Here is a 16,356-nt window from a genome sequence, read left to right on the forward strand (position 1 = left end):
GGAACAGTGGAAGACGCCTAGGCCTAATCTCTCAAATCGAGAATGGTACCCGCGATAGGTAGGTAGACATACAGCCCTAGTATTGATTTGCCCGTTGCTCTCCTGGTCAAATCCGCGTAAGCGGCCAGCTGACTGCTATAGTTTTGAACGCGCGCAGGCCAATCCTTTTCTGTGCCAGGAAAAGATTTATGGTCGATAATCGCTATGCCGTCGTCACTGTTCACCAAGAAATCGATGCGACCCGAAACCCGTTGCAAGCCCTGTCGGCCCATTACGGGAACCTCGCGAAGGATGTCCGCGCCTGGCCACTGTTTCGTGATGTGATCATGTAGGCGGTTGCTCGCCAAGATTAGTTCATCTGCTCCTAGAGCCGTGATCCCCCAGCGGGCTAGAACCTCCCCGGCCATTTGACTTCGTTTGTCAGCAGCATCTGTTGGTCCAACATCAGCAGCGAGAAACTGATGGATCGCTGCCCCGAGAGAGCCCATGTCGACATTGCCGCTTAGCGCCAAGCGGCCACCGACGTCGATCTTCCTGTACGTCGTCGCATTGGACTCGGCGTGAACAATCTTGCTCGGCAAAATGCGGAACGGAGGATGTGTTGCACGAGCCGCCGCTTCAGGCCCGTATGCATCGGGCGGCTGAATTGCATGTAGTTCGGCCGGTGGAGCAATCTCCTCTACCCGTGCAGAGTATCGCTTGTCCGTGCCGACGAGAATGTCGCTATCTGTGGACCCAGGCATGCCAATGAACGGCACGCCTTCATCATCCGCAAGCATATTGAGCCAGTTGGTGGGGCGCTTGCCTGTAAGGGCGAATACCATATAGTCGCGCGCTCGGGTCATGCCGACATAAAGCAGCCGAGCGCTCTCGCGAAACGTCCTGCGGTTCAAATCTTTCCACTCCGGCGCCCGCTGAGCACGGGTGTCCAGCCCGGTATCCTTTGTCTTCTGGCGAAATTGATTTGCTCCGTATGGCCAGGGCCAGTACCGAACCCAGCGGCCGGCGAGTGGGTCGGTCCAGTCCATAGCCTGACCACTGGTCGAAACCGCCGGTTCAAAGACATCAGGTACTGACTGTCGGTCGAGGTCCGCCAACACTACCATCGGCCATTCCAGTCCTTTTGCCCGGTGATAGGTCAGAATTTGTATCGCATCGACATCATTGCTTGCCGGTTGTTCAGGCGGCCTGTCGGATTCTGCTTGTTCGTCAAGCCAGACAAGCAAACCGGTCAAAGTCGCAGGACTACGCCTTTGACGACAGGTGTCTTCGTAATTGACCGCGAGAGCCCTCACGGCTTCGAGATTTTCGGTTCTGCTAAGCGGGTGGCCCCAGCGGTAGACGGCCGAAGCAACTCCGGCGTCACCTAAGATTGCATCTACAATCTCGCGAGGGGTTAAGTGCAGAATGTTGTCCCTCAGTGCCCGTAGATGACTTGAAAACGGCACGAGTGCCTCAAGTGAGGCCTGCTCCCCATTAAGCCCTTCGGCAAACCACGCGGGTTGTTGTCCGCTGGTATCCAGGAGATGAGCCATTTCAACTAGGGCGAGCCGATCGTTAGCGTCCGCCGTCCAACGCATTGCCGCGATCAGAAGACGGCACTCCAAGGTACCGAGGAGATCGGAGCGTCCTACGGATGCCTTTATCCCTTGGCTCGCCAACGCATCCGCGATCTTGCGCGCATTCGCATTCGTGCCACACAATATCGCTATGTCCGCAGGACGGATCGCGCGGGCATCCTGTTCGCCCTTGGGCACAACAGGCCAATCATCCGGGGCATCAAGTACGCGCTTGAGAGCCGCTGCCAATCCGAGCCAGCCTTCATCCTTGTTCCCCGGCACGCGCCATACCGCCAACGAGGGCGGTGCGTTAGCAGGTTCTACCCGATCCTTGTTTGCAATTTTTATCTCTTCCGGGGGAAGCCCGAGAATCCCTGCTGCCCTCACGAAAACCTCGTTGATGAAATCAACGAGCGAAGGGCGTGAGCGGAAGGATTTGTCGAGGACAGTTAACTCACCGCCGCCAGCTTTGAGAACATCCTGGGATGCAATGACCATCAATTCCGGATCGGTACCTCGAAATCCGTAAATCGCCTGTTTAGGATCACCGACCCAGGTTGATCTTTGGGCGATTCTGGCGAGTTCGGTGAATATTGCGAGCTGAATGGGACTCGTATCCTGGAATTCATCAATATAAACGCGTCCAATTCGCTCTTTTAGGACGCGTACTACGTCCGGCCTTCGAAGAAGGGTCAGCGCCTCCTGCTCTTGGTCGGTAAAGTCGAGCCATCCTTGACTCTTCTTGACCTGTTGGTAACTGACTAGCGCATCCGAAGCGCATCGGAATATCCCACGAAGCAGCGCTTCCAGGTCGGCATGTAACCTCGGATGACGTCCATGTGCTCTTGCCGCTATAATTACCGGCTGGACGATCTGCTTGCTTCTGGCGCCAACATCCAGCTTGGATAACCGGACCCAGTCCTGCCAGCTCAGATCGTATCCCCGCGCCAGCCTTAACGCCGCTTCGCGCAGGACATCCATCCCCTGCGCTGTCTTAGCGGTCTCATCGCCAGGTCCGGGAAGTTGTTTGAGCACGTTGTCTATGCTTGACTGGAGGGCCTGATCCAATAGTTCAGATGTTTCGCCGGCGACCTGTTGCTCAAGAAGGCCAGATAACCCGGCCCACGACCGGTCAGCGCAGTCTGCCAGTTGGGTGGCATCAATACCGTTCTGCCTTGCAAGCTCGGCAATCCTTCTAGCCTGTGCGGACCAGCTATCAAGCAATCCCGCTCGCCTCGCGATTGGATTGACAGCTGGTGCGAGCCGAGCAATCACCGCGTCAGCCGCTATCGAAAAGACCCTGAGAGCGGTCTCTTCCGCGAGAACTTCAGCGTTGGGCGATCTTCCTGCTTCCAGGGAGAACTCGCTGATAAGGCCGCCACACACACTGTGGACGGTTCCCATTCGCGCGCCGAGTAGGCCAGTCGCCTCCGAGAGCATAAGAGAAGCAATTAACTGCGATCGCGTTCGTTCTCGAAGCTCTTCCGCCGCTGCGTTTGTGAATGTTGTCGCCAATACTTGATGCGGCTGAAGGCCGTCCTGCAGAGCCTCTTTGATCAACTTAACCAGCCTGGTTGTCTTCCCGGTGCCAGCAGACGCGAGCACCACATCGACGGCGGAGAGATTATTGTTGCTCATTCATGCCTCCTCGCGCGAACCGCCGCAAAGTCCGTGATATTCGCAATAGTGGCATGGCGGCTGGAGCGACAGCGAAGGCGCTTGGTCGACGTCTTGTTCGCCTTCACCGAGGGGCACACCTAAAGCTACGGCTCTCCCGGCCGAGATGGCCTCCATTCGGGATTGCCAGGCCGCAGTGACATTCTGCCACGTGGCCGCCATGTCCGGGCCTTGCACTCGCACCTGGGGGGCGAAAGGGCTATCGCTCGAGCCGAGAAGGGCGGACTGCCGGATGAGGAAGTATCCAGCTGGCGCGCCGCTCGGAACATCTGTCGTTAAATAGCTATACGCGGCAAGCTGCACGGCCTCACCGGATTCGAGCTTCTGGCGATAAAGCTTTTCTCTTCGTGCCCATTTCAGGTCAAAGATCACCGGGCGCTTTTGACTGTCGCGAGCAAGGAGATCAATTCGCCCATTCATCAATGTGCCGTCGGGCAACTCTTTGGCAAGCTCGATCTCGCATCCTTCAATGGTCAGCCCGCTTTGCCGCAGTTGGCCTGCAAGTTCACCAATGGCATGGGGGATCTGCTGCCGGGCTTCTTCGTAAAGCGCGGCATAGCCAGGCAACGCGAGAGGGGCCGCAATTTCAGATACCAGCTTGCCAAAGAGCTGCTCTGCTAGTCGTCTGGCATCATCCCGCTCTGGCGCATCTCCGGTCACAAATACGGCCCGCGCGATCTCATGAGCTAGATTGCCTAATAGTTGTTCTTCGCGGGGGAGACCCTGCAAAGCGCCTCGTCGAATCCTTAAAAGTCGCGAAAGTGTCCATCGCAATGGGCATGACAGCAGGTCTTCAATGGCGCTCGGTGATGTCGCCTCAGGTTTGATGACCCCATTTGGCATATGCCAGCACCGTCGCTTCGGCGGCAATGCCTCTATGGCGACAGCGGTCCTCGCAAGGAGGCGAAACGCAACACGTGGGTTTCGACCTTCCAGGATGTCTTCAGCCGAGCCGATAACATTCACCGATGCGTTATCGAATTTAGCGCTTAGTTCATGCCAGACGGGGTGCACTCCGTTGTCACTTCCTCGCGTCCTAACCAATATCAGCTCTTGCTGCGGCGCCTGGATAGCGCGCCTCCACGAGATGCTATGCCTTTCGAGAGCCACATCAATATCATCGATGGGGCAACCAGCAGACTTGAGTATGGCCCGTTCTGCTTCGTCCCAGGGTCCGGCTTTTGGCAGGGCTTCAGGCTGCTCAAAGCCCCACCAGATCAGTCTACGCGCAGGACCCCACACTGCTCCTGGGTGTGCGACCGCTGTCCACTCTGACGCCTCGGCTGCTGCGATGGGATTCTCCATGCCCTCCATCACCACCTGATCGATCATTCGCTCAAGCAGGTGGCGAGGCAGCTCAGCTAGCCCGATCGCCGAGATCGCTTGCGCCAGTTCTCCCGACAACTGTGCAACCTTGGTGAGGACCGGGTCGGCATTCCCTCGATCAAGTTTGTACGCCCACTGCTGAACGCGCGCGCATATCCGCGCAGCGGCATCTGAGGGCATGCCCGGTTCTGCGGGGAACAGCGTCGGTTCGATCCAATCACGCCATTCTTGAAGCCGAGAGGCAGCGTCATCGTTGTCATCCGCATCCCTGTGATCTTCGAGCCAATGTGCGGCGAATTTCCAGGCCTCGTTCCAGCCCGAATGACCCTGTCCCGGCCTTTCACTAAGCGTGCGAGCGAATTCTCTCGCGATACGGCGCGGAAACGGCGGACGCGGCAACAGCAGAAGATCGATTAGGGGTCTTGGATCGAATGGCAGCCATGAGGTCGCGAATGCAAGAGAAAGCACCTGAATGGCGCCCCGAAACGGCGAACGGTCGCTGTCGCCTATGCGCGGGAGTCCTCGGTCGGCGAGAAATGAATCCAGCAAACCCGTCGGGCGCCCTGCAACAACAATTGTTTCCTGGTTATCTTGCGCGGCGGCCAGCCATGACGCGAGACACTCCGCTGCGACAATTTCAGTGTTGGCAAACAATACGAAGACAGAGCCGTCTCCCGACAAAGCGTTCGTCTTGCCGGGCGTCCGCAGAACTTTGAGATCGCCCGAAGCATTATCCGCAATTTGGGGTACGGCCTCGATACGAACACCACGTGCTTCCAAAGTGTCGAGCAGGAGGCGCCAGCCGGTTGGCAGAGTATTGCGTGCGTCTATCAGCCGGATAGCGTGAAGCGGGATCGAGCGCCCTTTGATAGCGTCTATCAGTGCTTGGAGGCGGTCGCTGACTCCCGGAGAGAGCATAGGTGCCGCGTTTTCAATTGCAGCGATATCCTTGAGCCGTGGAGACCCAACGACGTCTGGCGTCCATCCAGCCTCCACAAGCTCGTCCCGCCAGCCTAACACCAGGCGTGCAGTGCCCCATGGATCGATCTTGTAAGATTGCGACCAGACACGCGCTCCGTCATCTGCGGCGCGCATTTTCGCTTGCCACTCGGCGATGCGGCATGCGTGTGATTGTGGAGGAGCGCCGGTCCCAAGCGCTGTTTCCAGCACGTCCAGCAGTCCTGCCGGGCCGACGACGGTCTCACCCAAGTATGCATCGGCCGTGCCCGGCATTTCCGGCCACGTGATCCCGTCGGCCCACCAGCCAAACACCAGATTAAGTTGTTGCGGCATTTGCGCCCCCCATGAACCAAAGCATAACGCGCCTCGTTCAGGTTGTCGCTCCTCATTGAAACAACCGCGCTCTTCGGTGCTCTAGGGCAGAGCAGATAGGAAATAAAGCGTGCGTGAGTTGGCTTTCACAGATTTATTCCCAGGTGTTGCAGGCAAGAGTTGCATAAGCTCTATTTGCTCTCGGAATGGGGGGAGCTGTGACAGACGTCGAAAAATCCATCTTCCAGAGCGATCTGCCTTTAAAGGAAAAGCTCGAGCGCGCGAGGACCGAACTCCTGGACCTGTCCGCTCGTAACCGGCTGCTCAATGTGCCGCGTTTTTCGAAGAGCGCGAAAACAATTGATGTGGTGGGCGAGCGGACCACCGAAGTCTACCGGCTCCTCGTGAACGAAGGAAAGGCGTTCACTTTCCTACCTGGCAAGCCCGACAAGTCGAAATCGGGTGAAAACGACACTTCTGCGGATGACGACATCGACTATTCGCCGATCGCTCTTCCGCAGCCCGAGGACGATGAAGCCGACGAGAGAGGATTTTCACGAAGGCACACCGATACAAATCTACAGACGCGAATGACGCCGACCGGTCTCCAGCGGCGGCTCCTCGATCTCTATTACGACGCCAGAACGCTCGAAGAGGAACAGGGCGTCAATATCCTTTTCCTCGCCCTCGGAATGTTGAAATGGATAGACCCGAACAATAAGGAGAACATCCGTCATGCGCCGCTCATTCTCGTGCCGGTACGGCTCGAACGGGGCACGGCGGAACAGAAATTCCGGCTGAGGGCGCGGCCGGATGATCGTACAGCGAACTTGTCTTTGGAGGCCTATCTCGACCGCGTCCGCAAGATTAGTTTGCCCGCCTTCGACGGCGGCGAAGATTTCGACCCTGCAGCTTATCTGGATGACGTCGCGGCTGCCGTCTCGGCCGAGCAGGGATGGGAGGTTCTGCGCGACGACATTGTGTTGGCATTCTTCTCGTTCGCGAAATTCCTGATGTACCGTGATCTCGATCCGGACAACTGGCCGGAAGGCGCGAAGATTATCGATCAACAGAAGATACGGGCTCTTCTTTCAGACGGCTTCGACGTGAAGGAGCCGTTAATGTCCGATGACATCCCCATTGATCCCCACATCGCTCCGGCCGATATGCTGCATATCGTCGACAGCGACAGTTCGCAGACGCTCGCCATCCACGATGTCCGCAAGGGCCGCGACCTCGTGATTCAGGGCCCTCCGGGGACCGGGAAGTCGCAAACGATTGCCAACGTTATCGCCTCGGCAGTTGCGGACGGAAAGTCCGTTCTGTTCGTAGCCGAGAAGATGGCCGCGTTGGAAGTGGTCAAGCGCCGCCTTGATCAAGCGGGTGTGGGAGACATTTGCCTTGAACTTCATAGCAACAAGGCCAACAAGCGGATGATGTTGGAAGAGCTGCGCCGCACCTGGGAGCTCGGCTCGCCGCGAGGCCAATTTTCATCAGGGCTGACCGATCGCCTTCTTGAGGCCCGCGATAAGCTCAATGCCCACGCGGTACGCATGCATGCGTTGCATCAGCCATGCGGCCTTACACCCTATCAAGTGTTAGGGCAGCTCACGCGCCTTAGGCAACGCGGACAGCGGCCGGTCGAGGTCCAGCTCGAAGGTGCAGAGAATTGGACGCCTGACGGCGTTGCGATGCGACGTGGCCTGCTAGAGGAGATTTCCCGGCGGATCGAGGAGATCGGGCTTCCCATTCATCATCCGTGGAGAGGCGTAAATCTCGAAATCATTCTTCCTACAGCTTTGGAAAGATTGGTTGCTCGCATTGGCGCACTAGCTGCGGAAGTGAAGGCACTGCAGGGGCAGTGGACAGCGATCGCTGCAAAGACTGAAGCGGAAGCTCCACTGGCTTTCGAAAGCACCGGTCATGTGCTTGCTCGCGCCGAGCGCCTCGCGGCCGCGCCGCCGTACCCGGCCGAAGCACTTACTTCGCCAGCCTGGGATGAGCGGCCAACCGATATATCCTCCCTGCTCTCAGCCGGTGCGGACTTCGCGGGTCTACTTGGCGAGATTTCCGGCGATCTGTTGCCGAATGCCGTCGATACAGCAATCGATGATCTCGAAGCCGAGCTTGCAAAGTTGCCCGCAGAGTTTCCGCAGGACGGCTTCGTGCGCGCTGCGCAGCTTACCGTCGTCCTGCCGCGGTTAAAGGTCGAAGCTGAACGCTTATGTCAGGAATTGGGAGCGGCGGCGCTACCTGACACGCTCACAGGACTCCTCAAGCTGGTGGTGACCGGCGAGCGTGTGGCTGCCGCTCCCGAGGCGAGCCCGGACGCTTTTGCTGCAACCGTATGGGATTCCGGAGTTGAGCAGGCCGGAGATCTGGCCGAGAGTGTCGCCGTATTTGAGTCCTCGCGCACGCAACTCGAAGGGGCCGTCACCGAATCCGCATGGACGACGAATGTCACTGCGGCGCGACAGGCTCTCGCGACTCATACCGGCCTCTTAAGAGCATTCAATGGTGACTACCGGCGCGCCAGGGCGCTTATGCGCTCCGTGCTGGTTGATACCAAAGCTTCCACAGCAGACCAGGTCCGGCTACTCGACATTTTGATTAAGGGACAGTCGGCTGCGGCAAGAGTCCGCGACGGCGATGCGTTTGGCCGAGCGGCCTTCGGTGCCGACTGGCGCGGTGAACGGTCTCGTTCTGCGCCGCTTTTGGCGTTGGTCGAGTGGATGCGAACGCTGCGGGGGCTGGGCGCAGAGCCTCGGCTTATCGCTGGGCGTTTGGCGGACCGTTCCGAGGCAGGAGCGCGCGCCGCGCGTGTTCGCAAAATCATTGAAATCGGCGGACCTATTATCGATGCCTTCTGGAACGACCTCGGGCATGTAGCGTCACGCGATCTGGGCAACGCGGCATCGGCCGCGCGCGCGCCCCTGGACATGATGGAGGCCAAGGCAAAGGCGCTGTTCACGGCGGACGGGCTTTCCAAGCAGGTCTTCACGTCGCCTCCCAGCACAGTCAATGAACGCTTGTCCCTTGTTCGACGTTTGGGACGTTTGCAAGAACTTGCCCGCGCCATCGACACCGGCCAGCCTCTTGGAGAAGCTGTATTTGGCTCCCTGTGGGCCGGGCGCGGGTCTGACTGGACCGTCTTGGCTCAAGGTGAAACATGGGTCCGCCAGAATGGCGACCTTCGGCACCTCGCCGCACGGCTGCCCGAAAGAGCGGAGATCGCTGCTTCGGCGCGTGTGGCGCAAGAGGCTACGCAGCGGGTCCTTGGCGAACTGGAGGATCTGGCGAAGGAGCTCGATGCCGATGCCACTTCACTATTCGGTATGGCGGACTTTCCGAAGGTGGAGATCGCTGAATTAATCGCTCGGTTCGACTCCTGGCTCTCTCACCAAGAACAGCTTTCCAAATGGGTCGTTTACCGCGAGCGGGCGGCCGCCGCGCGCAAGGCTGGCATGACTGACCTGGTGGACTGCCTTGCAGAAGGCAAGATGGCGGCCGAAACGGCTCTGCCGACATTCGATATCGCGTATTACGAGTGCATCTTGAAGGTCATGGCTAAGACTGAACCGGAGTTTGCGCGGTTCGATGGAGAACTGCACTCAAGAGCAGTCCGCGATTTTGCGGAATTAGATGGGCAACGGATCAAGGCGGCGGCCGTCGAGGTCGTCACCGCCCATCATCGGAAGATTCCTCTCAAAAACGGAGGAGCCGGTCCCGTCGGCTTGCTGCGCTCGGAAATGGCACGCAAGCGTGGCCACATGCCGATACGGCAATTAATGCAGAAGGCCGGCCTGGCCATTCAGGCACTTAAGCCTGTGTTCATGATGAGTCCGTTGTCGGTGGCGCAATTCCTTTCGCCAGGCCGGATGTCGTTCGACCTACTGGTCATGGATGAGGCCTCACAAATTCAGCCCGTCGATGCACTCGGGGCCATTGCCCGAGCTAAGCAGGTGGTCGTGGTCGGTGATGAAAGGCAGCTCCCGCCCACTACCTTCTTCGCCAAGATGACCGGTTCTCAGTCCGAAGACGATGCGGACGACGGAGCGCAAGTTGCCGACATCGAGAGCATACTTGGGCTATTTGCGGCGCGCGGCCTGCCACAACGGATGCTCCGTTGGCATTACCGAAGCCGCCATCAATCCTTGATCGCGGTCTCGAACAGCCAGTTCTATGAGAACCGCCTCTTCATCGTTCCCAGCCCATATACGCAAGAGGCCGGAATGGGCTTGGTCTTCCGCCATATACCAGATGGCGTCTTCGATTCCGGGGGCACCGGCACAAATCCCATCGAGGCTCGCGCCGTCGCAGAAGCCATCATTCGCCATGCGAAGACAGCTCCGCACGAATCGCTTGGCGTCGCGACCTTCTCGGTCAGCCAGCGCCGCGCGATCCAAGACGAGCTTGAGGCTCTCCGTCGGCTTAATCCTGACAGCGAAGAATTTTTCCATGCCCACCCCAACGAGCCGTTCTTTGTCAAGAATCTAGAGAACGTGCAGGGTGACGAGCGCGATGTAATCATGATCTCGGTGGGCTACGCGAAAAACGCCCAGGGGTATATGGCCATGCGCTTCGGCCCCCTTGGCGCCGAGGGCGGGGAACGGCGTCTCAACGTGCTTATCAGCCGCGCCAAGCGTCGCTGCGAGGTCTTCGCGTCCATCACTGACGAAGACATCGACCTTGAGCGTGGCAAGGGCAAGGGCGTGTTCGCGTTCAAGCTGTTCTTGCACTATGCGCGGACCGGACGGCTGTCGCTGGCGCAGCGTAGCGTGCGCGAGATGGATTCGGTCTTCGAGGAGCAGGTGGCCAATGCGCTGATCGAGAGGGGCTACCAAGTTCACGCACAGGTCGGAATTGCAGGCTTCTTCATTGATCTTGCCATTGCTGATCCGGACAGGCCGGGCCGCTACATACTTGGCATCGAGTGCGATGGCGCCGGATATCATTCGTCGCGGTCCGCGAGGGATCGTGATCGTCTGCGGCAGGCGGTCCTAGAGGACCACGGCTGGATCATCCACCGTGTGTGGAGTACCGACTGGTTCCAGCGCCCGCGCGAGCAGTTGGAGCGCGCTATTGCGGCGATCGAGGCGGCCCGAAAAGAACTCGATGCTCGACTTGAGCTGGGGAGCACCAGAGAGCGTGCTGTGACTGTCGAGGTCGTTACCGTCGATCGTGGTGACGTGACCGAAATTGGTCTGACCGAAACTGAGGACGATGAGCAGCAAAGGGCTTATGTTGAGGCCGAATTGGAACGACCCGGCGCCTTTGACCTTCACGAAACACCAACTGGCCTGATGGCGGGGCTGGTCGAAAAGGTTGTCGCGGTCGAAAGCCCGATCCATCTCGATGAGATCGTGTCACGAATCCGAGATGCCTGGGGCCTCCAGCGCGCCGGTGGAAGGATACAAGAGGCGGTAGAGCGAGGATTGCTCGTAGCTGAGAGTCGCGGCTCGGTGGCTCGGCGTGGTGAGTTCTGCTTCAAACCCGGGGCGGCGATCACGCTCCGCGACCGAAGCCAAGTTATGTCGCCCGGGTTGCGCAGACCAGAGATGATCGCTCAGGAGGAGCTTGCGCAAGGCGTGATCGAGATCGTCACCTCGAATCTCGGTGCTACCGAAGAGGAGATTGTCTTAGGAGTTGCCCGAATGCTTGGGTTCAAGGCCACCAGCGCGCAGTTAAAGTCGCTCATCTCTGCCGCCGTTTCGGACTTGATAACCGCCCAAACGTTGAAGTCTCAGGATGGGCTGCTTTTAGCTGCTGAAGACCGGATGCCCAGTAGCTTGGAGCCGCTCCTGGATGCGCGAGCGTAATAGTGCGCAAGAGCACCGTGCACCGACGTTCTTAGCCTTCTGGAAAAAGCAGGGCCGCGTAGTCCATCGCGCCGTGAAGTACATGCAGCACGTCGACGGTGTCGATGCCGATGCGGTAGAAGATCAGGTAATTTCCGTGGACGCGACGCCGCACGCCGGAGTCCTCGTAGCGCGGCACCAGGGGATAGGCTTTCGGGAATTCGCCGAGGCTTTCGCAGCTTAGGCGCAGTTCGCGGACGAAGGTGATGGCCCGCGTGGGATTATCCTGGGCAATGGCATCGCCGATCCGTTCGAGATCGAACGCAGCCTCGTCGGTTACGACGACGATCACCGGCCCTTGTCTTTCGCCTGGCCCTGGTACTTGGCTTCGAGCCGGTCAAAGACATCACTGGCGGGCTTTGTGCGGCCAGCGTTGGCGTCGGCGATGCCACGCGCAAGCGACGCGTCCAGCGCGGCGAGGCGTGCCTCGCGTTCCTGCACCAGGCGCACGCCTTCGCGCAGCACTTCGCTCTTCGAGTGATAGCGGCCAGACTTCACCAGCTCGTTTACGTAGGCCTCCAACTGACTGCCCAATTCGCCACTGATCATGTGCTTGTCCTCCATAGTTCAGTATGCCATGGCTTAATAATAGTTATCAACATCGTATAAGTCATTGTTTTAGCAACGAATTGGCCAAGCGGGAGGGCGCCCGATGGGAAATTCCGTGCCTGCTGAGAATAAAGCCGTCAATCTCCGCATCGGGTGCGGAGAAGGCATCGGACTGCCGGTTCTTTTGCCGGTTGGATATTCGTCATTCCAATGACTTGTCCGGATTGAGCCGCGCAAGATTGCCGGTTCCCTCCGTGATCGGCGGGATCTCACCTGACATGATGTCTGATACTTGCGGCCCGACTGCTGCGGCTGTTCCTCGAGAAACTGGCGAATAGCCTTGAATTTGAGCTGCGGCGCTCCAACGGCTTTGACGGTGTAGTGGCTGCCTGTGATGATTTCCGGGTCAACGCCGCCGGGCGCCAGGTCCAGCGGATTCCTTTTCAACTCCGTGGACCGCTCACGCGGCAAACCTCACGGAGAACCACTTGTCGAAAAAGGCGAAGCCTGCCTTCGATGCGTTTGTTGTCGACGGCGATGGAGATGATGCGTTCTGGTCGAAAATCGGAGCGGCCTGGGCGCATGAAGACGGGAAGGGCTATAATGTCCAGCTCAATGCGTTCCCGGTCAGTGGGCGCATCGTCTTGCGCACGCCTAAGGTTAGAGAAGCAGCGCCCGAAGGCAAAGCGCGAGAACCCAAGAAATGAAAGCGATCGCCGGCACCTTGTGTGCCGGCGTTTTGTTTGCGCATCCGGCTGTGCCGGACCGGGCTCTAGGCTTCGCCCCGAGCCGCTTCGCGTCTCGGCCTGCGGTGACGATCCCTTGCGCGGTATGGCACCCCTCGCCGGGGGCAGTCGGTCCCGCGTCCCGCCTGCGGCGGCGCTATGCTGACGCTCCTGCGGCTGCCCTTTTAACCGGTCTCGGGGCTGGCGAACGGACCCGCTGCGCTTTGGTCCGTACGCCGCTTTTTCGCGTGGTTTGCTAAGGGGCGCTGCCCCTCGCTCGCGCAAGAGGCCGAGCCTCGCTGCGCTGCGGCCGCACCAAGACCTCTTGCGCTTGCTTACCCCCGCTCTTCGCCAGAGGGGCAGGGGTCATGGAGGACCATGACCCCTCAGAAAGATAGCGGGTTTCAGCGGACATCGGACATTCGCAGGCGCACAGCCCTTGGGCAGCTTGGGCTTTGGCGTAGTCGGCGCGTGCTAGAACGGTGCGCCGCAAGGTCCATGGGTCGCTGCGTTGAATAACCAAAATAAGGAGCGACGCCTATGAGCCTTCGTGGCGTGCTTGCCCTATGGGTCGGGCGGTTGAGAGTATTTCTCTCGATCAGCCTGAGCCGGTAAAGCAACAAGGGGCCGCTAGCACGGCCCCTTGCTTGTTGAATAACCGCTCTCGGAGCGATGGCCGCAATATGAGTCCATCGAGCGCCCGCGTCAACAGATGACCGCATACGGCCTTGATTCATTCCTGCAACAGTGAGCGGCAAAGAGGACGCAGTTCGTTAGACAGGTGCGCGGCGAATGCTAGTCTGTTTGCTAGATGCGGGGAGCGCATTTTTGGCACGGTATTTGGCACGCTGAATTACCAACGTCCAAAAACACCAGGAAATCTGCGGCACTCCGGCTTGTGCGTCTCAACTTAAAATCCTTCCAGTGCTGGTTCGAGTCCAGCCACGGGCACCAATAATTCAAACACTTACATCGCGATCATCATGCTTGCTGTATTCAAAAACTCGTGACACGCTTTTGGCACGCTCAAAGAAAGAAGAAGAATGACAGCGCGCCACACCATCCTCGGTGGCAAAGTTCACCTCTATAAGCGGCCAGATGCTCGTTTCTGGCAGTGCTCGACCACCGTCGGCGGCGTCCGCTTCCGCGACAGCACGAAGAAGGACGAACTATCGCAAGCCGAAGATGCGGCTGAGGAATGGTACTTAGAGCTGCGAAGCAAGTTTAAGCGCGGCGAGCTGGGCGAGCTGAAGCAGGTCAACAAAGAGAAAACCTTCAGGGAAGTCGCCGAGCTCTTTCTGCGTGAGTTTAAGGCCCTGACCGAGGGGCACCGTAGTCCCATATACGTCGGCGGGCATGAACGCAGGGTCAAAAAGCACCTGAACCCGTTCATGGGCGACAAGCCGATCTCGCAAATCACCTCCGGGCTCGTGCAGGAATACCGGGTTCATCGTGTCGAGCAGTGCAAGGCAGCCGGAGGCAAGGCACCGGCCCGCAACACGATCCACCAGGAGATTGTGGTCATTCGGCAAGTGTTGAAGACGGCGCTGCGGCACCAATGGATTGCCGGACTGCCGGACCTGTCGGAGCCTTACCGGTTGAACACCAAGGTATCGCACCGCGCCTGGTTCTCGCCCGAGGAGTACCGGGCGCTGTATACCGAGACCCAGGCGATGGCGAAAAAACCGCCCCATCGCCGCTACGCGCGGGAATACGCTCAGCTGCATGACTTCATCCTGTTCATGGCGAACACCGGCTTACGTCCCGATGAGGCGGCGCGCCTCGAATATCGGGACGTGAGCGTCGTGGATGACGACCGAAGCGGTGAAACCATTCTTGTGATCGAATGCCGCGGGAAGCGCGGCTACGGACCCTGCAAGAGCACCGCCAACGCGGTGCCGATCTTTCGGCGGTTGCAGAAACGCAACCAGCCTCAGCCGACAGATCGCATATTCCCTTCGCTGCAGCGGGACCTGTTCAACCGCATCCTGGAAAAGCTCAAGCTCAAGTACGACCGGGAGGGCAGGCCGAGGACGTTCTACAGCCTCCGGCACACCTACATCTCCTTCCGGCTGCTGGAAGGCGCCAACGTGCTGCAGATCGCCTGGAACTGCCGCACCAGCGTGGACATGATCGAGAAGTACTACGCCGCCCACATCAAGACGCGGCTCGATGCATCGGCGATCAACGTGCGCAGCGGGGCCACCACTGAGAGCGGCAAGCCTGGGGTGATCGCGGCCAACGACAACGCCGAGGAGGGGGAGGAGCTGGCTGCCTAGCAGCTGCCGACTTTATTTATCGTGCCTTGGGTTATCATCCTGGGCAGCATCACCGCAGAACTGATAGGAGATCGGTGATGAATGAATCCCAGCCCACCAGATTGGCCATGGCAGACGTTCATTCTGGACAGCATCTGGAGCCCGATGCCCTCAAGTTGGGCGTCGGCGCGGTGCTTGTGCTGTGCGCGGCGTTTGCTTGGCAGTCCATTGTCGCCTGGGCGGATGACCAGGAGCGGCGCTTCCACCGGCGGCAGCTTCGGGACGCCTACCGGCGGCGGCATGACTGGAAGAAGGCCGACCTTCCACACCTGAGAGCATTGGGCGTCAACTCTGCCGCCGAAAAGCGCATGCAGCGGCTTTCCGGCCGAGGCCGTCCGGTGGTCAAGCAGCCAAGGGCGCTTCACGAGGAAATCCTGGGCAAGCTGGGGACGATCAGCCCGCTTGTGAGTGGCGACGCCTCTCCGGGCGAGCGGCTGAAGGCGGTCAAACAGTGGCCCTGGTGGCCCCACCACGTTGAAGCCCTGTACCGGGGAGAGTATGCCCGTGCGAAAGCGCAAGGGCTCAGAGGTCCCTCGACCGAGGCCGAAGTCTACGTGGCCGAGGCGCTTGGGATATCTGCCGCCCAGGTGCACGCCATTTGCGGCGAAATACGGCGGATGCGGCGGGAGGACCCCGAGTCGGCGAACTTCCCGCCGATGAGGATGGCTGAATACCAAAGCTGGATGCACAGCCCCGGCGGGTTCATTGCGTCGGCGCTGAACTCGGATGCGGCAGAGGCCGGGTTGCCAAGCCCCGGTCCTTGATTCGGGGTAGTGCGGGGGCCGCCACTATTTGTCTTTGTGCATCAAAGGCCGGTTTTGGCCCGCACCTGGAGCTAAGTGCCTGTATTGTCCTGGAATGGTACTTCCTTCACCCGCTCCAACCCTTCCTGATCTTCTCATACTCCCATGCCGTACGGCGCCGTCGCCGTTCCTGGTCATCGCGGCCGCGCGCGCGATCGAAGTAACGAAGATTAAGGACTGCTGAATCTTATGCAGCCGATGCCGGCGACCGGCCGTTCGAACGCGCGATAACACGCCAAACGCCTGCAAATTAGCGACATTTCTTATCT

The 16,356-nt window shown here is 59.3% G+C and carries 8 protein-coding genes; 4 read left to right on the plus strand and 4 right to left on the minus strand.

From position 1 onward, the window contains the following. Window positions 1-23: 23 nt before the first annotated feature. Together DW352_RS02800 and DW352_RS02805 are read right to left on the minus strand one after the other, a co-directional pair. Entirely contained in the window at window positions 24-3,197 is a 3,174-nt protein-coding gene (locus tag DW352_RS02800; protein ID WP_115688334.1) for a UvrD-helicase domain-containing protein, read from the minus strand. After that, a complete protein-coding gene (locus tag DW352_RS02805) occupies window positions 3,198-5,855 on the minus strand; it encodes a PD-(D/E)XK nuclease family protein (RefSeq protein ID WP_115688336.1) in 2,658 nt (885 codons plus the stop codon). It abuts the gene before it with no gap. Between the two features lie 185 nt (window positions 5,856-6,040). On the opposite strand from DW352_RS02805, the gene DW352_RS02810 reads away from it, so the two are divergent. Then, on the plus strand, window positions 6,041-11,653 hold the full coding sequence (locus tag DW352_RS02810) for a DUF3320 domain-containing protein (RefSeq protein ID WP_170153513.1): 5,613 nt from the start codon (window positions 6,041-6,043) through the stop codon (window positions 11,651-11,653). A 31-nt stretch (window positions 11,654-11,684) separates the two neighbouring features. Here the strand turns inward: DW352_RS02810 and DW352_RS02815 are convergent, their stop codons facing one another. Together DW352_RS02815 and DW352_RS02820 are read right to left on the minus strand one after the other, a co-directional pair. Beyond that, window positions 11,685-11,984 carry a type II toxin-antitoxin system RelE/ParE family toxin gene (locus DW352_RS02815; protein ID WP_115688338.1) on the minus strand — a complete coding sequence of 100 codons (300 nt, stop codon included), beginning with the start codon at window positions 11,982-11,984 and terminating at the stop codon, window positions 11,685-11,687. After that, the gene (locus DW352_RS02820; protein ID WP_115694209.1) at window positions 11,981-12,241 is read right to left on the minus strand and encodes a type II toxin-antitoxin system ParD family antitoxin; all 261 of its coding nucleotides are present in this window, start codon (window positions 12,239-12,241) and stop codon (window positions 11,981-11,983) included. The genes DW352_RS02815 and DW352_RS02820 overlap by 4 nt, the downstream gene beginning before the upstream one ends. Window positions 12,242-12,729: 488 nt before the next feature. On the opposite strand from DW352_RS02820, the gene DW352_RS02825 reads away from it, so the two are divergent. The 3 genes from DW352_RS02825 (at window position 12,730) to DW352_RS02835 (ending at window position 16,048) form a co-directional block, all read left to right on the plus strand. Continuing rightward, window positions 12,730-12,948 (plus strand): hypothetical protein, encoded by a 219-nt coding sequence (locus DW352_RS02825; protein WP_115688340.1) that lies wholly within the window; start codon window positions 12,730-12,732, stop codon window positions 12,946-12,948. 1,061 nt (window positions 12,949-14,009) lie between these two features. Continuing rightward, window positions 14,010-15,245: a tyrosine-type recombinase/integrase gene (locus tag DW352_RS02830; protein WP_115688342.1), complete on the plus strand. Its 1,236-nt coding sequence runs from the start codon at window positions 14,010-14,012 to the stop codon at window positions 15,243-15,245. Between the two features lie 77 nt (window positions 15,246-15,322). Then, on the plus strand, window positions 15,323-16,048 hold the full coding sequence (locus tag DW352_RS02835) for a hypothetical protein (protein ID WP_115688344.1): 726 nt from the start codon (window positions 15,323-15,325) through the stop codon (window positions 16,046-16,048). The last annotated feature ends 308 nt before the right edge of the window (window positions 16,049-16,356 follow it).

The sequence above is a fragment of the Pseudolabrys taiwanensis genome, assembly GCF_003367395.1.
In the GTDB taxonomy this organism is placed as follows: Bacteria; Pseudomonadota; Alphaproteobacteria; order Rhizobiales; family Xanthobacteraceae; genus Pseudolabrys; species Pseudolabrys taiwanensis.